Here is a 21,649-nt window from a genome sequence, read left to right as displayed (position 1 = left end):
CCCCCCCCCCCCCCCCCCCCCCCCCCCCCCCCCCCGCTCCTACAAGGATTGCGCTGGATGCAGGGGCCGCACAATCCTGCAGGTGGCCGCTCAACCCTGCTGGCAACCCTCACCCATGGCACGGTACTGGATGGTATGCACCTGGCCCTGGTGGTCTTCATAGGTCATGGTTGCAGGTACCACTTCGCAGACATTGGGGATGGTCGACAGGTTGATCACCCGTTTGATATCGAGGTTCATCGAGTAGTCGTACTGCTGGGCCACAGGCTGGCTGGAGACGGGTTTGGCCTCATCGGCGAGGGCGAACGAGGACATACCGACCAATGCAAGAATCAGTAATGGTTTCATATGGGTTTGCCTTTTGAGCATTCAAGCCGATCGATTGACTTCTGATGCCGTCATTGGCTGGGAGAAGTTGCCATCTACGGTGAAGATGGCACGAAGTACCGATCCCGCTTCGTACTGCCAGGGGGGATGAATAAAAGTCTACTCCCGGCCAGCAATAGTTGAACCCCGAACTCGGATATTCACCCTTGCCGGAATTGCAACAATCTGCGACAAAATGGCCGCAAATCATCAGGCCAGAGCCTCTGGTCAGCTATCAGGGTAGGACGCGTCATTACAGAAAATTCATCTTGTTCGAAGCTGTCGGACACAGAACGCCGGCTGCTGGACCACTTTTACCGCCAGCACGGCTCGCGCATGCGTGCCGCAAGTGACGCCGAACTGTGGGTAGCCCGCCGCCCGGGCATCATTGCCGGGCTAAGCCTGAGCAAGGTAGGCGAAGGTTTCTGGCTGACCGGCCTGTTCGTCGACCCGCAGCATCGCGGCCTAGGGGTAGCCGGGCAACTGGTCAAGGCGGCGCTGGCGCAGACTGATGGCCCAACCTGGCTGTTCTGCCACCCGGACCTGGCGCCCTTCTACCAGCGCCTGGGGTTCGACCAGGCCCAGCATTTGCCAGAAGCCCTGGCTGGCCGCCTGCAACGCTACCAGCGCAGCAAGCGCCTGCTAGCCCTGCAGCACGGTCAGTCGTCGCTGACTTCCAGCCCCGGGAACAGCACCTCGGTGTAGCCGAACTTGGCGAAGTCCTGGATACGCGACGGGTACAGGCGGCCGATCAGGTGGTCGCACTCATGCTGCACCACCCGGGCATGGAAGCCGTCGGCAAAGCGGCTGATCGGGATGCCCTGCGGGTCGATGCCTTCGTAGCAGATATGCTTGAAGCGCGGCACCACGCCACGCAAACCGGGCACCGACAGGCAGCCCTCCCAACCGTCCTCGACCTCGCTGGAGGTCGGCGTGATGACCGGGTTCAGCAGGATGGTCTGCGGCACCGCCTCGGCATCCGGGTAGCGCTCGCTGCGTTCGAAGCCGAAGATCACCAGTTGCAGGTCGATGCCGATTTGCGGCGCGGCCAGGCCAACGCCGCCAACGTGGCGCATGGTTTCGAACATGTCGTCGATCAGTTGCTGCAGTTCGGCACTGCCGAGCATGTGCTCGGGTACGGGCGGGGCGATGCGCAACAGGCGTTCATCGCCCATCTTGAGGATGTCACGGATCATCTGGGGTTCGGCTCGGAAGGTTGCGGCTCGCTCGAAGCCGGGTGCTCATGGCCCAGCACAGTAATGGTGTCCGGGGCCTTGTGCTCACCGAAATCCTTTTCGCCCGGGTTTTTGCCCTCGGCTGACATGTGCTCGATCACTGCATTCATTTCGGCGCCAAGCAGCAGCACGGCGGCCGAGATATAGAAATACAGCAACAGCACGATGATTGCACCAATGCTGCCGTACATGGCGTTGTAGTCGGCAAAGGTCTTCACGTAGTAGGCAAAACCCAGCGAGGCGACGATCCATACCACCACCGCCAGCACCGAGCCTGGGGTGATGAAGCGAAACTTCTGTTTTACATCAGGCATCACGTAGTAGATCAACGCCACCGCCACCATCAACAGGATGACGATTACCGGCCAGCGCAGGATGGTCCACAAGGTGACGATGAACTCCTGCATGCCGACCTGGGCGGCGATCCACTCCATTACCTGCGGGCCCAGCACCATCAGCGCGGCGGCCGCCAGCAGCATGCCGGCCAGGCCTACGGTGTAGAAGATCGACAGCGGAATACGCTTCCATACCGGCCGGCCTTCAGCCACGTCGTAGGCGGCGTTCATCGCGCTCATCATCAGGCGCACGCCGGCAGATGCCGTCCACAGGGCGATGACGATACCGACTGACAGCAGCCCGCCCTTGGACTGTTGCAGCTGGTCGATAACCGGGTTGACCTGCTCCAGGGCCTGCGGTGGCAGCACCAGCTCCGATTGCAGGCGCAACCAGGAGAAGAAGTCTGGCAGGTGCAGGAAGCCGATCAGGGCGATCAGGAACAGCAGGAAGGGGAATAGCGAGAACAGCGCCTGGTAAGCCAGGGCCGAGGCATAAGTGGACATTTCGTCGTCAAGGAATTCCTTGACGGTACGTACCAGCACGCGGTGCAGGGGCAAGCCGCGCAGGTCGGGGAAAATCATAGCGTCTCCTTTCGCCGCTTGATCGTTACAACAGGCAAGTTTAATAGACCATGCCGATGCTGTGCTGCTCCCGGCCATTTGCAGAATATTCTTACGACAGTGAGGGCCTCTTCGCGGGTGAACCCGCTCCTACATTGGCCGGCGTACACTGCCCGATGCAGGAGCGGCTTCAGCCGCGAAGAGGCCGGCGCAGGCCACCTCAAATCAAGGCTTCTTCACCGCATCCTTCACATTGCCCTTGATCTGCTGCGCCTCACCTTTCAGCTCCTGCGCCTTGCCCTCGGCCCGCAGCTTGTCGTTGTCGGTCACCTTGCCGACACCCTGTTTCACGTTGCCGATTGCTTCGTTGGCCAGGCCTTTCGCTTTGTCTTTGGTACCGCTCATGGCAAAACTCCTGCAAATGGAGACACGTGAACCGTGTCGACAGAAGGTGGACCCAACGCCTTCGCCAGGAGTTTCAACGGATTTTCCAACCACAAGCCGAACGGTAAAACTGCGGGCGAATACCGCACCAAATCACCCTGACCGCCCTACGCAGCCAGCACCACTGCCCTAGAATCCCCCGCAAACGTCCGCCCGAAGCAGGCTGGCACTCCATAAGAACAATGTCTTCCGGATACCCGCACCCATGCGTCTGATGCCTGCGCTGGTGGCCTTGCTGCCACTGCTCCCCCTGCCCGCCCTGGCCGCCGCACCGGCCAGCCCCGAAACCCTGCGTGTCGAGCGCTACAGCGACGACGGCCAGCCCGGTTCGTTACGCTGGGCCATCGAAACCAGCAACCAGAACCCCGGCCACTACCGCATCGACATTGCGGCGGTCGGCAAAGCGCCCTACGTCATCCGCCCCAATCGCGCGTTGCCGGAAATCAAAGGCCCGGTCAGCATTACCGGCCTGCCTTGGGCCCACGACGGCCAATACATCGCCATCGACGGTTCGGCCTACATCAAGGACCAGGGTGTACGTACCTGCCCCGGCGCCCTGCCCGGCCAGTTCGGCACCAACGTGCGCACCACCACCAACCCTGGGCTGGTACTGCGTGACACCCAGGGCGTGCACCTGAGTGGCCTGGAGGTGCGTAACTTCTGCATCGGCATCCTGGTCAACCGCGCCAGTAACAACGTTATCGAAGACAACCGCATCGTCGCCAACAAGGGCGGTGCCGGCATCATGCTGACCGGCGACGACGGCGCCGGTAACCCCACCGCCACCACCACGAACAACAACAAGGTGCTGCGCAACCAGTTGATCGACAACGGCGATGGCCTGGAGCTGACCCGCGGTGCGGCATTCAACCTGGTGGCCGACAACCTGTTCCGCTCCACCGCAGCCAACCCCGAGCCCTCGCAAGGCATCGAGATTCTGCTGGGCAACGACAACAGCGTGGTGCGCAACCGCTTCGAGAACTACTCCGACGGCCTGCAGATCAACTGGGGCAAGCGCAACTACCTGGCGGCCAACACCTTCAGCGGCAACTCGATTGGTGTCAGCGTCACCGGCGAAGGCAACATCCTCGACGGCAACTTGATCCACGGCAACCGTATCGGCGTGGCCCTGCGCCCGGAGCCGGAGGTGACTGCCACGCGCCTGAGCGGCAACCGTATCTGGGGTAACAGCCAGGATATCCGGCGTTGCGAGGCAGGCGGTTCATGCGTACCCGACCAGCGCACCGGCGCCATCGTGTTTGGCGTGCCGGCCCAGGCGCATGCATTGTATGTAGGGTCGCGCGGGGTCGGGGCGGATTTGCCGAAGAAAGACCAGGCGATTATCTGTGATGGCAAGGGCGAGCCGAAGCCGTGCCAGCCGCTGCCCAACCATGATCAGCAGGCGCCAAAACTGGTTGCGCTGGATGGCAATGTGCTGCGCGGCGAGGTGCAGGGGCCGGCGTCGGGCCTGTTGCGGGTGGAGTTTTTCGGTAATGCCGAGGCGGATGGGACGGAAGCCGAGCAGTACCTTGGGGAAGTGCTGGTGAACAGCGATTCGCAGGGGCAGGCGCGGTTTGCGCAGGTGCTGGAGAATATGGGTGGGTTGCGCAGTTTTACTGCGACTGTGACAACTGCTGATGGGGCGACTTCCGAGTTGAGCCTGCCGGTTCGTCGGTGAGGCTACTTGCCTCTTCGCGGGTAAACCCGCTCCTACATTGGTATGTGCATTCTCTGTGGGAGCGGGTTTACCCGCGAAGAGGCCGGAACAGGTAAAGCAGATGGCAAACCTTGCCCCACTACCCGCCACCCCTCACAATGCAGGCCTTCATAGCGTCAACCCGCAGGAACCTGCATGAAACTCGACAAACCCGCCGCCATCGCCCGGCGTAACGAAGCACTGGCCCGCCCGGTGCTGAACAGCAGCAACACCCTGTTCGCCATCCTGGACAACAAACGCAACCTGTGGTGGTTCGAGGTGCCGGTGGCGTTGCTGGGCAAGGGCCAGGCCGACTGGGTCAACCTGCTGCTGCACACCCCTGAAAGCGATGAGCTGCAGCACCTGAAGGTGCCCACCAACTTCCTCAAGGCCCACCTGGAGCAGATGGAAGTGCGCAAGCCCGGCAAGCGCCGCTCGACCATCAGCCTGGCCCTCAGCGCCGACCGCGACTCGCTGCTGCGCGACACCCGTCCGGGTGGCGAGCAGCTGGACTTCCGCAACTTCGTACAGGCGTAAGGCCGTCAGGCCTTTTCGATCCGGTCGTCATGGATGACGATCAGGCCCTGCTTGAACAGGCCGCCAATGGCCTTCTTGAAGTTGCCCTTGCTGACGTTGAACAGCTTGCTGATCAGCGCCGGGTCGCTTTTGTCACACACGCCCAGCACCCCACCTTCGGCTTCCAGGCGCGCCATGATCTGCGCTTGCAGGCTGTCGGCCAGGGCCGCACCGACCGGCTGCAGGCTGAGGGCGATCTTGCCGTCGTGGCGCAGCTCCTTGATGAAGCCCTTCTCGTGCATGCCCGAACGCAGGAACTTGAACACCTCGTTCTTATGGATCAGGCCCCAGTGGCGGTTGTTGATGATGGCCTTGAAGCCCATCGGCGTTTCGCCTGCCACCAGCAACTCGACCGGCTGGCCCACCTTGTAGTCGGCCGGGGCAACGTCCAGGTAACGGTCCAGGCGCGAAGTGGCGGTGATCCGGCGGGTGCGCTTGTCGAGGTAGACATGCACCACGCAGTAGTCGCCGATCTTCAGCTGCCGCGCTTCTTCCGAGTACGGCATCAGCAGGTCCTTGGACAGGCCCCAGTCGAGGAAGATGCCGGCACCGTTGATGTCCTTGACCTTGAGGCTGGCAAACTCGCCAACCTGCACCTTGGGCTTCTCGGTGGTGGCGATCAGCTGGTCTTCGCTGTCCAGGTAGATGAACACGTTCAGCCAGTCATCGACTTCGGTCTCGGCGTTTTTCGGGATGTAGCGCCCGGGCAGCAGGATCTCGCCATCGGCGCCGCCGTCCAGGTACAGACCGAAGTCCACGTGTTTCACGATTTGCAAACTGTTGTAACGCCCAAGCAGAGCCATTTCCGATGATCCTCAAGACAAGGGGGCTATTTTCCGGATAGACACGGGGTGGTGTCAAAGCTTCCGGACGGTTGCCCCCTGATTGAGTGGTTGAGGGCTATGGGTTAGAAATCGTAGCGCACACTCAGGTTGGCGTTACGTGGGGTACCGTAATGACCATAGCTGCCCCCCATGCCGGAATAGTACTTTTCATCGAATAGGTTATCGACATTGACCGCGGCACTGAGGTGATCGTTGACTTGGTAACGTGCCATCAAGCTGGCAACCGTGTAGTCAGCCTGATTGATTCTGCTTTGGTAGCGTGAAAAATACAGAGAAGAACTGGAGTTCCAGTCCACACCGGCGCCCAAGGTCAGTTTGTCCCACTCGCCTGGCAACCGGTAGGTCGTCCAGAAGCGGAAAGTGTCCATTGGTAACTGACTGGTCAGCCGATTGCCATCTGCGTCTTCTGTCCGGGTGTGGCTGTATCCGAGCTGGGCATTCCAGCCAGGCAGGATCTCACCTGCCACCTCAAGGTCAATACCTTTTGTTTCTGCGCCGCTGACAGCTTTGTAGTAATCACGGGTAGAGCCCGTGGGATTACTGGGATCTACGAGAACGCTGCCCGCAACCTCCGGCACATTATCAAGTTGGGTCAGAAAAATGGCTGTGCTTGCGTTGAGTCGACCGCCGAAGAATTCGCCTTTCCAGCCGAGCTCATAGTTAGAACCGACTTGAGGCTCAATGGCGCTACCGGACTCGTCCAATGCATCGTTAGGTTTGAATATATCGGTGTAGCTGATGTAGATCGATTGCTCAGGGGTAATGTCGTAAACGACACCGGCATACGGGGTCAGTTCACCGCGACGACGCAAATTGTATTTACTGACGAAGCCGGCCCCATTGTTGTATACGAGATCGTAGTTATAGTGGTAGTCGGTGAGGCGGGCGCCCAGGACGACATGAAGATCGTCTGTTGGATTGAGTCGCGTCGCAATGAAATAGCCACTTTGGCGGCTCTTGATATCGAAATCCATCTTGAAAGTGAGCGGAACTTTGTCGATGCGATTTTTCCAGTTATTGTAGTCGAACGCATCAATAAACCCTGAATGACCAGCATGGGTATTGGAGTAATCGGTATAATTGAAACCAGCAATAAGTTCATGCGAGCGGCCAAGCAATTCAAACGGCCCCTGGACATTAATGTCTATACCTTTCTGAACCTGATCGGCGTCGATATCGGTGCGTTCTGCAGAAGCGATACCATCAGGCTTCAAATAAGCTGTGCCACTGGAGCTATCCAGCGTAGTGTTATCCACATCCCTTTTGGTTTTCATGTAATTGGTCACGACACGTAATTGCCAGTCATTTTCCAAGGCTTGCTCAAGCGTCGCTGTATAGTTCGTAGTATCGAATTTTTCATATCCCCAGCGCGCACCCGAGCCCGTTGACCGGGAGTAGTTGGCAGCCTGGCCATTAGTAAAGAGCAGCGGAGCCCCAGGCGCACCAGTAGCTTTATACTTTTGATTATCAACACTGAAGCGCAACAAGGTACTGTCTGTAAGGTCACCTTCGATGACGCCGTAGAAGATATCCCTATCCTGTTTTTACCAATCCATGAATGTGTGGTTATCCTGCTTGGCAGCGACAATACGGCCACGCAATGTGCTTGATTCATTCAAAGGCCCAGACACATCAGCCTCAGAGCGGTAGTAGTCCCACGAACCAACGTTGGCTTTTACGTAAGACTTGAATTCTCCTGTTGGCTTTTTACGTATCAAGTTGACAACACCGCTGGGGTCGCCAACGCCAGTCATGAGTCCGGTCGCGCCACGAACGATTTCGACCCGATCATATAAGGCCATGTCCAAAAGCGTGGCCGGCATATTACGGGTAATATTTTCCTGAACCGTCGTCACACCATCAAACTGGTAGGTATTGATGGCGCTGCCGCGAGAATAGATGTTGTAACGCTCACCGCCATCCTGAGTCATGGTGATCCCAGGCGTATGCTTGAGCACATCCGTCATACTTGTGAGGTGTTGATCATCCATCCGCTGCCGCGTCACCACCGTAATCGTCTGCGGCGTCTCCCGAATCGACAGGTTCATCTTGGTCGCCGTACTGGTCGACCCGGTCGTATACGACCCGGTCCCCTCCGTCGTGGCCCCCAGGCCCGAGGCATTGATGCTGGTCGCACCCAGTTCAAGCGCACCCTCTGAAGCCCTTGGCAACAACACATAATTACCATTGTCCGCAGCCATCACCTGCAGTTCACTCCCTGCCAGCAGGCGGGCAAAACCTTGCTCGACACTGTAACTGCCCTGCAACCCTGGGCTGTGCTTGCCCTGGGTCAGTTCGGACTCGAACGACAACACCACCCCGGCATCGCTGGCAAAGCGGCTGAGCACTGCGCCCAGCGGGCCGGCAGCGATGGCGTAGCTGCGCGTGGCTTCGGCGGCACGGGCCTGGCCGGCGAGGCTGAGTGGCTGGATTACACCGGCCTGCAACAGCAACGCAGCACTGAACATGGCAACGACGAGGGGTTTTCTGGGGTAGGCGTGGGGGGTAACGCGGCGCTGCATGGGGGGCTCCTTCAAAGGCCTGTGGTGGCGGTTTGCAGGAGGGGTCGGGTGAAATTGGAAAACCGACAATGCAAACGAGAAATATTTTTAAAAATCCTGGTGCCCAGACGCGGTCACGCTCTTTTGTGGTATCAACTGTCTTGTTCAAAATCTGAAAGCTTGCGCAATCTCTGTGGGAGCGGCTTTAGCCGCGAACACCGGCGCAGCCGGTGCCATGCACCTCGTTAGATTCTTCGCGGCTAAAGCCGCACACAGGGGATGCGGAGCGCTTGCGAACTCAGTTTTCTGCGCGACAGCGCAGCCCCCTCAGGCCAGTGGCCGCACCCGCACCCAGAACCTTGTGCGGGTCTCGATGCGCACCGGTAACGCCTGTGCAATCGCTTGCAGCGCCCGTGCGGTATCGTCCAACGGGAAGGCGCCGGACAAGCGCAACTGCGCCACCTCACGGGCACATTCGATAAAGCCCGGGCGATAACGCTGCAGTTCGTCCAGCACTTGGGCCAACGGCCAGTTGTCGATCACCAGCCGGCCATTGACCCACTCGTCGCGGTTGGGGTCGAGCAGCTGCGGTGCAGGTAACGGCCCTGCACCAAAACGCAGGCTCATGCCCGCCTCCACCCGCAACGGCTCGGTATCTGCCCGGTTGCGCACGGCAACGGCATGTTCCAGCACATCCAGTTCGGTCTGCCCGTCCAGTTGGCGCACGACGAAGCGCGTGCCCAGTGCACGCATCTCGCCCTGCTGGCTGCGCACCCTGAGTGGCCGGGCATCCTTGGCCGTGGTCACCATGATCTCCCCGGCACGCAGGACGATCAGGCGCTGCTGCTGGTCATAACGAACATCCACGGCACTGGCCGTGTTCAACGTGAGCTGCGTGCCATCCGCCAACCGCAACTGCCGCCGTTCACCGGTAGCCGTGCGCACATCGGCCAGCCACAGCGGCGTTTGCCGGTAACCGGTCCAGGCCAAACCCGACACGCCGAGGCCCAGCACCAGCCCCTTGAGCACGGTGCGCCGCCCCGCCAGCGGCGGCTCCACCGCCAAGGTGCGTTGCGCCACCGTCGCCGGCACGCTGCGCAGTTCGCTGTGGAAGGCCTCCAGGCGCTGCCAGGCCCATTGGTGTACCGGGTCGCCCTGGTGCCAGGCCTGCCAGCGTTGGTACAGCGCCGGGTAATCGGCCCCCGCGCTCAGCTGCGCATGCCATTGCGCGGCATCACGCAGCGCCTGGCGTTGCCGCGCCGGGGTCACAGCTCGGCATCCAGCGCAAACAGCAGGCACTGCTCGGTAGCCTTGGCGATGTACTTGGTCACTGAACTGACCGAAACCCCCAGGCGCTCGGCGATCTCGGCGTAGCTCAAACCTTCAAGGTGCGACAAGAACAGCGCCTGGCGCACCTTGTGGTTGAGGCCGTCGAGCATCGCGTCCAGCTGCAGCAGCGTTTCCAGCAGCAGCAAACGCTGCTCGGGGGAGACCTCCAGCAACTCCGGCTGCTGGGCCAGGGTTTCCATGTACGCCTGTTCCAGCGAGCGCCGGCGCAGGTGGTCGACCATCACCCGCTTGGCCACCGTCGCCAGAAAATGGCGCGGCTCGCGCAACGGGTGGGCCACCGTGCTGGCAATCAGCCGTACGAAGGTGTCATGGGTCAGGTCTGCCGCCCGCTCGCGGTCGCCCAGGCGCCGGCGCAGCCAGCCTTGCAACCAGCCGCTGTGGTCGCGGTACAGGCAGTGCATGTCATCGTGCGGTGCAGGCGGGACCTTGTACACGCAATCATCCTTGTAACGATGCAGATAAGAATTAGTCGCAATAATAGTGAGATTGCCGATGGAAGGAAACAGCCACTGCAACACTGCGGTGGAACCGGGCGGCTACCCTTACGTCTACCGATTGGCCGCCAACGCAAGGAACAGCACATGCCACTCCGCCTGTCCAAAGCCCTGCTTATCGCCATCGCCTTTGCCCTGGCCCTCACCGCCTGCAACCGCATGGACCTGGCCTACCGCAACCTCGACCACCTGGTACCGTGGTCGCTGGGTGATTACCTGGACATGAACCGCCAGCAGAAAACCCTGCTCGACGACCGCCTGAAGCAACACCTGGCCTGGCATTGCAAGACCCAGCTGCCCGGCTACCTCGACTGGCTGGACCGGGTACGCGGCATGGTCGCCGACGACCAGGTTACCGACCAGGCCCTGCAGCAACGTACCCGCGAAGCCCGCCAGGCGATTGGCGTGGTGGCCGAGGCAATCACCCCATCGGCCGCCGAGTTGCTGCGCGGCATGAGCGATAGCCAGGTGGCGGAAATGCGCGAGGCGTTTCGCGAAGACATCAGCGAGCGGCAGAAAAAGTATGTGGAAACCCCGCTGGCCAAGCAGATCACCCGCCGCAGCGAGCGCATGGAAAAACGCCTGACGCCGTGGTTTGGCGAGCTGACCCCGGTGCAGAAGCAACGGGTAGAAGCCTGGTCCACAGCGCTGGGCGACCAGAACCGGGAATGGATCGCCAACCGCGCCCACTGGCAGCAGCAACTGCTGCTGGCGATGAACCAGCGCAATGACGCCAGCTTCGAGCCACGCCTGGCGACGTTGTTGCAGCGCAAGGAGAGCTTGTGGACCCCGGAGTACCGGGCGGCGTATCAGAATACCGAGCAGCAGGCGCGCAGTTTGCTGGTGGACCTGGTGCAGCAGAGTACTCCGCAGCAGCGGCGGTTTTTGCAGGAGCGGCTGGGTAAAGTGCGTACCGATTTCAGTGAGTTGAAGTGTTTGAAGGGGTGATGGTGTAGGCAGGCCTGGCCTCTTCGCGGGTAAACCCGCTCCTACACGGATCGCGTAACCCTTGTAGGAGCGGGTTTACCCGCGAATACGCCAGGCCTGGAAAAAACACAATTACCGCCCCTTGCGCCGATACGGAAACACATCAATCACCTTCCCCTCACGTATCGCCGCCTGCAGCCCCTTCCAGTAATCCGCGTCATACAACTCCCCATGCAAACGGCTGAACAACCGCCGCTGGCCCATATCGGCAAACAAAAACGGCGGAAACTCTTCGGGGAACACATCATGCGGCCCGATCGAGTACCACGGCTCGCCCGACATTTCGTCCTCCGGGTAACGCGGTGGCGGGATATGGCGGAAATTCACCTCGGTCAGGAAGCTGATTTCGTCATAGTCATAAAACACCACCCGGCCATGGCGGGTAACGCCAAAGTTCTTCAGCAACATGTCGCCGGGGAAGATATTCGCCGCTGCCAGCTGCTTGATGGCCAGGCCGTAATCCTCCAGCGCTTCCAGCACCTGGCCCTCGCTGGCATGCTCCAGGTACAGGTTCAAGGGGGTCATGCGCCGCTCGGTCCAGCAGTGGCGGATCAGCACCGTGTCCCCCTCCAGTGCCACGGTCGACGGCGCCACTTCCAGCAATTCAGCCAGGCACTCCGGCTCGAACTTGCTGCGCGGAAAACGAAAGTCGGCAAACTCCTGGGTGTCGGCCATGCGCCCTACCCGGTCGACGCTTTTCACCAGCCGGTACTTGTCGATCACAGTCGCGCGGTCAACGGTTTTCGACGGTGAAAAGCGGTCCTTGATGATCTTGAACACGGTGTTGAAGCCCGGCAGGGTGAACACGCTCATGACCATGCCGCGCACCCCTGGCGCCATGACGAAACAGTCGTCACTGCTGGCCAGGTGGTTGATCAGGGCGCGGTAGAACTCCGACTTGCCTTGCTTGTAGAAGCCGATCGAGGTGTACAGTTCGGCAATGTGCTTGCCCGGCAGGATGCGCTTGAGAAAGTTGACGAACTCGGCTGGCACCGGCACATCGGCCATGAAGTACGAGCGCGTGAACGAGAAAATGATCGACACCTCGGCCTCGTCGGTAATCAACGCATCGGCCTCGATGCCGTGACCCTCGCGGTGCAGCAGGGGAATCACCAGGGGCCACTGCTCGTCGCTGTTGTACAGGCGCCCGACCAGGTAAGCGCCCTTGTTGCGGTACAGCACCGGCACGAACAGTTCCACGGCCAGGGCCGGGTCCTTGCACACCCAGTCGGGCAGGCATTCGCGCAGTTGCTCTTCCAGGCGCGCCAGGTCCCCTTCCAGGTCGCCATAGGGCACATCGAACGGGTAATCGGCGAAGATCGCCCGCAACATGCCCCTCACGCTACCGGCAAGCGCGTAGGTCCGGGTTTGCGCGGCGCGCTCACGGCCGCGCATGGACGGCCGGGTAGTGTGGATGAACATGCAGCCGTCGCTGATCAGGTCGTGGCTGAACAGGCTGCAGAACAGCGAGTTGTACCAGGTCTCGGCCAGCTCGTCGTCCAGCCGCGGGTCGATCAGGTGGATGTAGGCGTTTTTCACCAGCGGCCACTGTTCCACGTCCAGCAGCACCTCTGCCGCAAACGCCTGGCGCAGCCAGCCGTTGACCTCGGCGACCTTTTCTTCATAGAGGTTGATGCGGGCAGCGGCGGCCTGCTGGATGTCCTGCCAGCGCGCCCGCTCGAAGCGCTGGCGGGCACCGAGGGTGATGCGCTGGAAGTGGTCGCGGTAGTCGTCGAAGCCAGCGAGGATGGTGCGGGCGATTTCGACTGCGGGCCAGGGTTGGGGCATGCCGGAAGCCTCGATGGGGGTGAGTTACAGAGCTTAGTCGGCCTGTTCGAATTGCGGCGCCTGTGCTGGCCCCTTCGCGGGTAAACCCGCTCCTACAACGGTACGCGCGCTCTTTGTAGGAGCGGGTTTACCCGCGAAGGGGCCAGCACAGGTTTACACCGCAAGAAAGCACAAGAATCCCCCCGCCCCCTGGCGTACACTCGCGCCCCTGCCCTGCCTCCGGAGACCGTTGTGACCCCCATCGCCCTAGCCCGCCTGCTGACCCTTGCCGCCGTCTGGGGGGCGAGCTTCCTGTTCATGCGCATCATCGCCCCCGAGCTGGGCACAGTGCCGACCGCATTCTTCCGCGTGTCCATTGCCTGCCTCGGCCTGATCGCGCTGCTCGCCGCCGCCCGCGTGCGCTGGGATTTCCAGGGCAAGCTCGGCGCCTGCCTGGTGCTGGGCATGATCAACTCCGGCATCCCCGCCACCTTCTACTCGGTGGCCGCTCAAGTACTGCCCGCCGGCTACTCGGCAATCTTCAACGCCACTACCCCGCTGATGGGCGTGCTGATCGGTGCCCTGTTCTTCCGCGAGGCCATGACCCTGCCCAAGCTCGGCGGTATCTTCCTTGGCCTGTTCGGTGTCGGCATCCTCAGCGGTGCCGGCCCGGTCGCCTTCGATACGGCGCTGGTGCAAGGGGCCCTGGCCTGCCTGGCAGCCACCACCTGCTACGGCTTTGCCGGTTTCCTCGCACGGCGCTGGGTCAGCGGCCTGGACAGCCGGCTATCGGCCTTGGGCAGCATGCTCGGCGCCACATTGCTGATGACCCCGCTGTTCGCCTGGAGCGCCCTCACCCAGCCACCGGCGAGCTGGGGCGGCTGGCAGGTGTGGTTGTCGCTGCTGGGCCTGGGCCTGCTGTGCACCGCCTTCGCCTATATTCTGTATTTCCGCCTGCTGGCCGAAATCGGCCCGGTAAAAGCCAGCACCGTTACCTTCCTGATCCCGGTATTCGGCGTAGTGTGGGGGGCGTGGTTGCTAGACGAGCCGCTGTCGATGGCGCACCTGTACGGCGGCTTGCTGATTGGCGCGGCGTTGTGGCTGGTGCTGCGCCCGGCGCGCAACTGAAGCGGGAGGTGTAATGGACAACACGTACAAGAAGGTCCTGTTCCGCCTGGAACAGGACGAGAATGGCTACCCACCGGCCTCGGTGGAGGGCCTGTGGGCCAAGGCGGTGGCAGGCGGCTATGCCGTCGACAACATTCCGTTTCATGTCTACGGCATTGCCCCGGGCGATGTAATCGCCACCCGCGAAGAGGCCGGCGAAACCTGGTTTGCCGAACTGCGCCAGAGTGGCGGCAGCTCGGTGTTCCGGATTGTCGTGAGGCCACCGGAAACCCTGGACCAGGTCCGCGCCGCCTTGCAGGACTTCGGCTGCGCCTGCGAAACCGAGCCGGCAGTGAAGATGCTGGCCGTCGAAGTGCCGCCGCAGCGCTCACTCGACACCCTGCTCTACTACCTGCTCACCCAGCGCGAAGCCGGCCTGCTGGACTTCGAGGAGGGCGTATTGCGCCACGCCATCCCCGAAGAGTTCCGCTAAGGCTTACGCCTCGGCCAAACGGGTGGCGGGTTTGCGAAACACGAACAGCAGGCCCACCACGATCAGCCCCATGCCCAGCAGGCTGAGCGGCGCCAGGCGGTTACCGAAGATGAGGAAATCCATCACGGCGGTTACTGCCGGCACCAGGTAGAACAGGCTGGTGACATTGACCAGGTTGCCTTTGGCGATCAGCCGGTACAGCAGCAAGGTCGCCAGCAGCGAGACCACCAGGCCCATCCACAGCAACGCACCGACAAAGCCGCCGGTCCACTGCACCTGCAGCGGCTGCAGCGGTGCGAACAGCGCGCACATGGCAAAGCCGGCCAGGTATTGCAGCGGCAGCGTGCCCATGGGGTTGTCGGTGATGCGCTTCTGCAGGATCGAGCCGAAGGTCATGCTGGCCAGCGCCAGCAGGGCGAACAGCATGCCCGCCAGCGACACCCCGCCCAGGTTGATGCCCTGGTAGACCACCATGATCAGGCCGCTCAAGCCCAGCCCCAGGCCAAACAGTCGGCTCCAGGAACGCTGGCGCTCCATCAGCACCACGGTAAGGATCGGTTGCACCCCCATCACCGTGGCCATGATGCCCGGGGTGACATGGGTGTTAAGCGCCAGCAGGTAGAAGATCTGGTAGGCACCGAGCAGTACGCAGCCGGTACCCAGGGCCCGCAGGATGGCCCCGCGACTGCGCGGCCAGCGCAGCCCCAGCAGCGGGCCGATCAGCAACAGGCCGGCCAGGGCCAATGCCGAGCGCAACAGCAGGAAGGCGAACGGGCTGGCATGCGCCAGGCCCAGCTTGGAGACGATCGCCCCGCTGCTCCACAGCAGGACGAACAGGCTGGTGGTGGCCGCCGAGGCCACGGATGCTTTGCTAAAAACGGACATGTATTGCCACCTGATAGTAGGCGAATAAGCCAAACGGACGGCGTGCGCTTCAGCGAGGGAAGTAGCCGACCGTGTTCAGTAGGTTGCGTGTGCGAAGGGATGCGGCCAAAGGCCGATCAGCCCAGCACGACCACGCAAGGAGGCGGAGCTACGCCGCCTACAACGCCACTGACAGGTGGTGGGTAGTGACTGATCATGGCCGGCTGCTGGCTGCCACGCACGACAATGCCCGCGACTGGCGCGATGGCAAAGCATGTGGTGGAAGGGGTGGTCGGCATGATCAGGTCGGTCTTCAAAGAAGAGAAGTGTTTCGGAATATAGCGGTGAATCTAGTGTTGGGCAATAGCCTGTTCGGACCTCTTCGCGTGCACGCCCGAGAAGAGGCCCGGGCTGCGATCAGAACAACCAGCGATACAGCAGATACGCCACCACCACCGCCAGCACCGGCCGCAGCACGCGGTAGGCCTTGGGGTTGGCGCGTTTGAACTGCTTCACGTGGGTGCTGATCTTGTTGCTGAAGCGCTTGCTCCAGGCATACGCCTGGTTGATCCCGCCCACGCGCTCGTCATCGGTGTTCTGCGGCGCGGTGGCGCGGCCGAGGAAGGCGCTGACCTTGCGGTTGATGCGGGTCATCAGCGGGCTGATCAGCGGCCGTTCGATGTCGCAGAACAGGATCACCCGGGTCACGTCGGTCTCGTTCTTTACCCAGTGCACGTAGGTTTCGTCGAACATCACGTCTTCACCGTCACGCCAGGCGTATTGCTCACCGTCGACGTAAATGCGGCAGGCATCGGAGTTCGGCGTGGACAAGCCCAGGTGATAGCGCAGGGAACCGGCGAACGGGTCGCGGTGCGGGTTCAGGTGGCTGCCACCGGGCAACAGGGCAAACATCGCGCCCTTGACGTTGGGGATGCTGCTGACCAGCTCGACCGTGCGCGGGCACAGGGCTTCGGCCGAAGGCAGCGGCTTGTCGTACCATTTCAGGTAAAAGCGCTTCCAGCCCTTCTTGAAGAACGAACCAAAGCCGGCGTCGTTGTCCTTTTCGGCAGCGCGAATATAGCCCTCGTCGAACAGGCGCATGGCCTCTTCGCGGATTTCCTGCCAGTTGTCTTTCAGCACGTCCAGCTCGGGGAAGCGCTGGCGGTCCAGGTAAGGCTTGGACGGCACGCCGGAAAACAGGTACATCAAGGCGTTATAGGGGGCGAACAACGCCGAATGGTTGACGAACTGGCGCAACACCGGCAGGCGCGCCTTGCCGCGCAGGTGCACGAACAGCACGCTGCCGAAAAACACCAGCAAGACACCCGCCTTGGCTGCAAAGGATAAGGTCATGCGTCACTCCTTGGGGAAGAGACAGGGCTGCGCGGCCTGCTCTCCTGAAAATCATCCTGCCATCATAAACCGATCCCGCCGCGGTACAAACAACCCGGGCGGGATCGCATTCATGAAGATTTTGCAATAAACCAGGCCGCCGAACATTGCGCCGAATCAGCGGCAAGGCTGATTACTGCTGGTTTTCCTGCTCGCTGAACAGGTCGCTGAACAACATGCTCGACAGGTAGCGCTCGCCCGAATCGGGCAGGATTACGACGATGGTCTTACCTTGCATTTCCGGCTTTTCTGCCAGCCGCACGGCTGCGGCCATGGCCGCACCACAGGAAATGCCGCACAGAATGCCCTCCTCCTGCATCAGGCGAATGGCCATGGCCTTGGACTCTTCGTCGGTCACAGTCACTACCTGGTCGACAATCGACAAGTCGAGGTTTTTCGGCACAAAGCCGGCTCCGATACCCTGGATCTTGTGCGGGCTTGGCGCAAGTTCTTCACCGGCCAGGGTCTGGGTAATCAGTGGCGACGCGACCGGCTCCACGGCCACCGAAGTGATCGCCTTGCCTTGGGTATGCTTGATGTACCGCGACACACCGGTGATGGTACCGCCGGTGCCCACGCCTGCGACCAGCACATCGACCGCGCCGTCGGTGTCGTTCCAGATTTCCGGGCCGGTGGTTTTTTCGTGGATGGCCGGGTTGGCCGGGTTTTCGAACTGGCCCGGCAGGAAGTACTGCGCCGGGTCGGAGGCGACGATTTCGTTGGCCTTTTCGATCGCCCCCTTCATGCCCTTGGCCGGCTCGGTCAGCACCAGTTCGGCGCCCAGCGCCTTCAGCACCTTGCGCCGCTCCAGGCTCATCGAGGCGGGCATGGTCAACATCAACTTGTAGCCGCGGGCGGCGGCGACAAAGGCCAGGCCGATGCCGGTGTTGCCCGAGGTGGGCTCGACAATGGTCATGCCCGGCTTGAGCTTGCCGCTGCTTTCGGCCTCCCAGACCATGTTCGCGCCAATGCGGCACTTGACCGAGTAACCCGGGTTACGCCCTTCGATCTTGGCCAGGATGGTCACGCCGCGCGGCGCGATGCGGTTGATCTGCACCAGCGGCGTGTTGCCGATGGAGTGGGCATTGTCTGCAAAGATACGGCTCATGGCAGGGGTCCTTGGCATGAAAACAAGCAGGGAAAGACCTCAAGGGTAAGCCTCGGCCAGTGGCCAGTAAAGCCTGTTCGAACTCGGCCGGGCGCAATGCGGTCAACCGCACATCCCGCATTGGAGACACCCCGATGAGAGCCCGTTATCGCTGGCCGCTGATCGGCCTGGCCAGCCTGGTGGTGGTGCTGGTGGCACTGCACCTGGCCCTGCCCTACCTGGTGCGCGACTACCTCAACGACAAACTGGCCGACATGGGCGACTACCGCGGCCAGGTGGCCGACGTAGACCTGGCCTGGTGGCGTGGGGCGTACAAGATCAACGGGCTGAAGATCATCAAGACCAGCGGCAAGGTGCCGGTGCCGCTGCTCGACGCACCGCTGATCGACCTGTCGGTGAGCTGGCATTCGCTGCTTTACGACAAGGCCGTTGTGGCCAAGGTGACCTTCGTGCGCCCCGAGCTGAACTTTGTCGACGGCGGCAGCAAGCAGGCCTCGCAGACCGGCCAGGGCACCGACTGGCGCCAGCAACTGGACAAGCTGCTGCCGATTACCCTCAACGAAGTGCACATCGAAGACGGCACCCTGACCTTTCGCAACTTCAACTCCAAGCCGCCGGTCGACCTCAAGGCCACCCGGCTGGACGCCGATATCCGCAACCTGACCAATGTGCGCGACCAGAAGGGCCGGCGCGATGCCAGCTTCGAGGGCACTGCCCTGATAGCCGGCGATGCCAAGGTGGAAAGCCGCGCCACGTTCGACCCGTTCAGCGATTTCGATGACTTCGAGTTCCGCCTGCGCGCCACCGGCATCGAGCTGCGCCAGCTGAACGACTTCGCCAGCGCCTATGGCAAGTTCGATTTCAATGCCGGGCACGGCGATGTGGTGATCGAAGCGCAGGCAGAGAATGGCCGGCTGAACGGCTACATCAAGCCGCTGCTGCGCGATGTGGATGTGTTCGACTGGCAACAGGACGTGCAGGAAAAGGACAAAGGCTTCTTCCGCTCGGTGTGGGAAGCACTGGTGGGCGCTACCGAGACAGTGTTGAAGAACCAGCCGAAAAACCAGTTCGCCACCCGGGTGGAGCTCAGTGGCAGCGTGCACAAGCAGAACATCAGCGCCTTCGAGGCGTTTTTGCAGATCCTGCGCAACGGGTTTATCCAGGCGTTCAATGCGCGTTATGAGCAACCGGCGCCGAAGTCTGACTGAGCGGGCGTGACGGGGCATTCAGGGACTGAATACCCGGTCTGCGTTTGCAGCCGCTTGGGCCCGCGTTATAGTCGGTAACAAATCCAGATTATGTGCTGCCTGTTCAGGCCCTTTCGCGGGTGAACCCGCTCCTACACAGGGATCGCAATCCCCTTGTAGGAGCGGGTTCACCCGCGAAAGGGCCCGAACAGGCTTACAACAGAGGACAGCCCCCATGAAGTTCGAAGGCACCCGCGACTACGTCGCCACAGACGACCTGAAACTGGCAGTAAACGCGGCCATCACCCTCGAACGCCCGCTGTTGGTCAAGGGCGAGCCCGGCACCGGCAAGACCATGCTGGCCGAGCAGCTGGCAGCTTCGTTCGGCGCGCGCCTGATCACCTGGCACATCAAGTCCACCACCAAGGCCCACCAGGGCCTCTACGAGTACGACGCGGTCAGCCGCCTGCGCGACTCGCAGCTGGGCGTGGACAAGGTCCACGATGTGCGCAACTACCTGAAGAAAGGCAAGTTGTGGGAAGCCTTCGAGGCTGAAGAGCGGGTCATCCTGCTGATCGACGAAATCGACAAGGCCGACATCGAGTTCCCCAACGACCTGCTGCAGGAACTCGACAAGATGGAGTTCTACGTCTACGAAATCGACGAGACCATCAAGGCCAGGCAGCGCCCGATCATCATCATTACCTCGAACAACGAAAAGGAGCTGCCGGACGCCTTCCTGCGCCGCTGCTTCTTCCACTACATCGCCTTCCCCGACCGCGGCACCCTGCAGCAGATCGTCGACGTGCACTACCCGAACATCAGCCAGTCGCTGGTCAGCGAGGCGCTGGACGTGTTCTTCGACGTGCGCAAGGTGCCGGGCCTGAAGAAAAAGCCGTCCACCTCCGAGCTGGTCGACTGGCTCAAGCTGCTGATGGCCGACAACATCGGCGAAGCGGTGCTGCGCGAACGCGACCCGACCAAGGCCATCCCGCCGCTGGCCGGTGCGCTGGTGAAGAACGAGCAGGACGTGCAACTGCTTGAGCGCCTGGCCTTCATGAGCCGGCGCGGCAACCGCTGACAGGAGCCGGGCCATGCTGCTCAACCTGTTCAATGAAATGCGTGCGGCCAAGGTGCCGGTGTCGGTGCGTGAACTGCTCGACCTGCACCACGCCCTGCAAAAGCACGTGGTGTTCGCCGACATGGACGAGTTCTATTACCTCGCCCGCGCCATCCTGGTGAAGGATGAACGCCACTTCGACAAGTTCGACCGGGCCTTCGCCGCCTACTTCAAGGGCCTGGAAAACCTCGACCGGCACATCGAGGCGCTGATCCCGGAAGACTGGCTGCGCAAGGAGTTCGAGCGCTCGCTGACGGACGAAGAGCGCGCACAGATCCAGTCGCTGGGCGGCCTGGACAAGCTGATCGAGGCATTCAAGAAACGCCTCGAAGAGCAAAAGGAACGCCACGCCGGCGGCAACAAGTGGATCGGTACCGGCGGCACCAGCCCGTTCGGCTCGGGCGGCTTCAACCCCGAGGGCATCCGGGTTGGCGAAGCCGGCAAGCGCCAGGGCAAGGCGGTGAAGGTGTGGGACCAGCGCGAGTACAAGAACCTCGACGACCAGGTTGAACTGGGCACGCGCAACATCAAGCTGGCGTTGCGCCGGCTGCGCAAGTTCGCCCGTGAAGGCGCCGCCGAAGAGCTGGACATCGACGGCACCATCGACCACACCGCGCGCGACGCCGGGCTGCTGAACATCCAAATGCGCCCCGAGCGGCGCAATACGGTGAAACTGCTGTTGCTGTTCGACATCGGCGGTTCGATGGATGCCCACATCAAGGTCTGCGAAGAACTGTTCTCGGCCTGCAAGACCGAGTTCAAGCACCTGGAGTATTACTACTTCCACAACTGCGTGTACGAGTCGGTGTGGAAGAACAACCTGCGCCGCACCTCGGAGCGGTTTTCCACCTTCGACCTGCTGCACAAGTATGGCGACGACTACAAAGTGATCTTCGTCGGCGATGCGGCCATGGCGCCCTACGAGATCACCCAGCCCGGCGGCAGCGTGGAGCACTGGAACGAAGAGGCCGGGTATGTGTGGATACAGCGCTTCATGGAGAAATTCAGGAAGATCATCTGGATCAACCCCTATCCGAAACAGGCTTGGGACTACACCGCGTCGACCCATCTGGTGCGGGATTTGATCGAGGACAAGATGTATCCGCTGACCTTGCAGGGGTTGGAGGAAGGGATGCGGTACCTGTCCAAGTGAGGGGGCCTGTCCCGGCCTATTCGCGGGTAAACCCGCTCCCACAGGGACAGTGATATTCCTGTGGGAGC

At 61.7% G+C, this 21,649-nt stretch carries 22 protein-coding genes; 9 read left to right on the top strand and 13 right to left on the bottom strand.

Annotated features, from left to right (window positions below):
- Window positions 1-90 precede the first annotated feature (90 nt).
- The gene (locus tag IAE39_RS07155) at window positions 91-348 is read right to left on the bottom strand and encodes a DUF2790 domain-containing protein (protein ID WP_172285903.1); all 258 of its coding nucleotides are present in this window, start codon (window positions 346-348) and stop codon (window positions 91-93) included.
- 354 nt (window positions 349-702) lie between these two features.
- Here IAE39_RS07155 and IAE39_RS07150 point away from each other — a divergent pair, with 354 nt between their 5' ends.
- On the top strand, window positions 703-1,071 hold the full coding sequence (locus IAE39_RS07150; RefSeq protein ID WP_201200727.1) for a GNAT family N-acetyltransferase: 369 nt from the start codon (window positions 703-705) through the stop codon (window positions 1,069-1,071).
- On the opposite strand, the gene def is transcribed toward IAE39_RS07150, so the two are convergent.
- From def to IAE39_RS07135, 3 genes are all read right to left on the bottom strand, one after another.
- On the bottom strand, window positions 1,026-1,562 hold the full coding sequence (gene def, locus IAE39_RS07145; RefSeq protein WP_201200724.1) for a peptide deformylase: 537 nt from the start codon (window positions 1,560-1,562) through the stop codon (window positions 1,026-1,028). The two genes, IAE39_RS07150 and def, sit on opposite strands and share 46 nt — an antisense overlap.
- Window positions 1,559-2,518 (bottom strand): YihY/virulence factor BrkB family protein, encoded by a 960-nt coding sequence (locus tag IAE39_RS07140; protein WP_201200722.1) that lies wholly within the window; start codon window positions 2,516-2,518, stop codon window positions 1,559-1,561. The genes def and IAE39_RS07140 overlap by 4 nt, the downstream gene beginning before the upstream one ends.
- Window positions 2,519-2,722: 204 nt before the next feature.
- On the bottom strand, window positions 2,723-2,902 hold the full coding sequence (locus IAE39_RS07135) for a CsbD family protein (protein ID WP_003254639.1): 180 nt from the start codon (window positions 2,900-2,902) through the stop codon (window positions 2,723-2,725).
- A gap of 244 nt (window positions 2,903-3,146) precedes the next feature.
- On the opposite strand from IAE39_RS07135, the gene IAE39_RS07130 reads away from it, so the two are divergent.
- Both IAE39_RS07130 and IAE39_RS07125 read left to right on the top strand, forming a co-directional pair.
- Complete coding sequence (locus IAE39_RS07130; protein WP_201200719.1) at window positions 3,147-4,619, top strand: right-handed parallel beta-helix repeat-containing protein; 1,473 nt, start codon at window positions 3,147-3,149, stop codon at window positions 4,617-4,619.
- A 174-nt stretch (window positions 4,620-4,793) separates the two neighbouring features.
- The gene (locus IAE39_RS07125; RefSeq protein ID WP_172226882.1) at window positions 4,794-5,174 is read left to right on the top strand and encodes a hypothetical protein; all 381 of its coding nucleotides are present in this window, start codon (window positions 4,794-4,796) and stop codon (window positions 5,172-5,174) included.
- A gap of 5 nt (window positions 5,175-5,179) precedes the next feature.
- Here IAE39_RS07125 and IAE39_RS07120 read toward each other — a convergent pair whose 3' ends face one another.
- The 5 genes from IAE39_RS07120 to IAE39_RS07105 all read right to left on the bottom strand — a co-directional run bounded on the left by IAE39_RS07120 (window position 5,180) and on the right by IAE39_RS07105 (window position 10,343).
- Window positions 5,180-6,016 (bottom strand): CvfB family protein, encoded by an 837-nt coding sequence (locus IAE39_RS07120; RefSeq protein WP_201200717.1) that lies wholly within the window; start codon window positions 6,014-6,016, stop codon window positions 5,180-5,182.
- Window positions 6,017-6,120: 104 nt separating this feature from the next.
- Entirely contained in the window at window positions 6,121-7,572 is a 1,452-nt protein-coding gene (locus tag IAE39_RS29960; RefSeq protein ID WP_328825555.1) for a TonB-dependent siderophore receptor, read from the bottom strand.
- 30 nt (window positions 7,573-7,602) lie between these two features.
- Window positions 7,603-8,580 carry a TonB-dependent siderophore receptor gene (locus IAE39_RS29955; protein WP_328825554.1) on the bottom strand — a complete coding sequence of 326 codons (978 nt, stop codon included), beginning with the start codon at window positions 8,578-8,580 and terminating at the stop codon, window positions 7,603-7,605.
- Window positions 8,581-8,886: 306 nt separating this feature from the next.
- Window positions 8,887-9,828 carry a FecR domain-containing protein gene (locus IAE39_RS07110; protein WP_201200713.1) on the bottom strand — a complete coding sequence of 314 codons (942 nt, stop codon included), beginning with the start codon at window positions 9,826-9,828 and terminating at the stop codon, window positions 8,887-8,889.
- A complete protein-coding gene (locus tag IAE39_RS07105) occupies window positions 9,825-10,343 on the bottom strand; it encodes a sigma-70 family RNA polymerase sigma factor (protein WP_328825552.1) in 519 nt (172 codons plus the stop codon). The genes IAE39_RS07110 and IAE39_RS07105 overlap by 4 nt, the downstream gene beginning before the upstream one ends.
- A gap of 147 nt (window positions 10,344-10,490) precedes the next feature.
- Here IAE39_RS07105 and IAE39_RS07100 point away from each other — a divergent pair, with 147 nt between their 5' ends.
- The gene (locus IAE39_RS07100; protein ID WP_201200709.1) at window positions 10,491-11,351 is read left to right on the top strand and encodes a DUF6279 family lipoprotein; all 861 of its coding nucleotides are present in this window, start codon (window positions 10,491-10,493) and stop codon (window positions 11,349-11,351) included.
- Window positions 11,352-11,462: 111 nt separating this feature from the next.
- Here IAE39_RS07100 and aceK read toward each other — a convergent pair whose 3' ends face one another.
- A complete protein-coding gene (aceK, locus tag IAE39_RS07095) occupies window positions 11,463-13,178 on the bottom strand; it encodes a bifunctional isocitrate dehydrogenase kinase/phosphatase (RefSeq protein WP_201200707.1) in 1,716 nt (571 codons plus the stop codon).
- 231 nt (window positions 13,179-13,409) lie between these two features.
- Between aceK and IAE39_RS07090 the strand changes: the two genes are divergently transcribed.
- Both IAE39_RS07090 and IAE39_RS07085 read left to right on the top strand, forming a co-directional pair.
- Window positions 13,410-14,285 (top strand): DMT family transporter, encoded by an 876-nt coding sequence (locus IAE39_RS07090; protein ID WP_201200706.1) that lies wholly within the window; start codon window positions 13,410-13,412, stop codon window positions 14,283-14,285.
- A 13-nt stretch (window positions 14,286-14,298) separates the two neighbouring features.
- Complete coding sequence (locus IAE39_RS07085; protein WP_201200705.1) at window positions 14,299-14,757, top strand: DUF4265 domain-containing protein; 459 nt, start codon at window positions 14,299-14,301, stop codon at window positions 14,755-14,757.
- Between the two features lie 3 nt (window positions 14,758-14,760).
- Here the strand turns inward: IAE39_RS07085 and IAE39_RS07080 are convergent, their stop codons facing one another.
- From IAE39_RS07080 to cysK, 3 genes are all read right to left on the bottom strand, one after another.
- Window positions 14,761-15,642, bottom strand: a complete 882-nt coding sequence (locus IAE39_RS07080; protein WP_201200704.1) for a DMT family transporter — start codon at window positions 15,640-15,642, stop codon at window positions 14,761-14,763.
- A 396-nt stretch (window positions 15,643-16,038) separates the two neighbouring features.
- Window positions 16,039-16,974, bottom strand: a complete 936-nt coding sequence (locus tag IAE39_RS07075; RefSeq protein WP_201200703.1) for an aspartyl/asparaginyl beta-hydroxylase domain-containing protein — start codon at window positions 16,972-16,974, stop codon at window positions 16,039-16,041.
- 172 nt (window positions 16,975-17,146) lie between these two features.
- On the bottom strand, window positions 17,147-18,121 hold the full coding sequence (cysK, locus tag IAE39_RS07070) for a cysteine synthase A (protein ID WP_201200702.1): 975 nt from the start codon (window positions 18,119-18,121) through the stop codon (window positions 17,147-17,149).
- A gap of 134 nt (window positions 18,122-18,255) precedes the next feature.
- Between cysK and IAE39_RS07065 the strand changes: the two genes are divergently transcribed.
- The 3 genes from IAE39_RS07065 to IAE39_RS07055 all read left to right on the top strand — a co-directional run bounded on the left by IAE39_RS07065 (window position 18,256) and on the right by IAE39_RS07055 (window position 21,581).
- On the top strand, window positions 18,256-19,329 hold the full coding sequence (locus IAE39_RS07065; RefSeq protein WP_201200700.1) for a DUF748 domain-containing protein: 1,074 nt from the start codon (window positions 18,256-18,258) through the stop codon (window positions 19,327-19,329).
- A gap of 214 nt (window positions 19,330-19,543) precedes the next feature.
- Window positions 19,544-20,389, top strand: coding sequence for an AAA family ATPase (locus IAE39_RS07060; protein WP_201200698.1), 846 nt, complete (start codon window positions 19,544-19,546; stop codon window positions 20,387-20,389).
- 13 nt (window positions 20,390-20,402) lie between these two features.
- Window positions 20,403-21,581: a vWA domain-containing protein gene (locus IAE39_RS07055; protein ID WP_201200696.1), complete on the top strand. Its 1,179-nt coding sequence runs from the start codon at window positions 20,403-20,405 to the stop codon at window positions 21,579-21,581.
- The last annotated feature ends 68 nt before the right edge of the window (window positions 21,582-21,649 follow it).

Origin of the sequence: Pseudomonas sp. S37 (assembly GCF_016658545.1) — a bacterium.
In the GTDB taxonomy this organism is placed as follows: Bacteria; Pseudomonadota; Gammaproteobacteria; order Pseudomonadales; family Pseudomonadaceae; genus Aquipseudomonas.
Note: the sequence above shows the minus strand (reverse complement) of the source record. Positions and strands in the feature narration are given on the sequence as shown.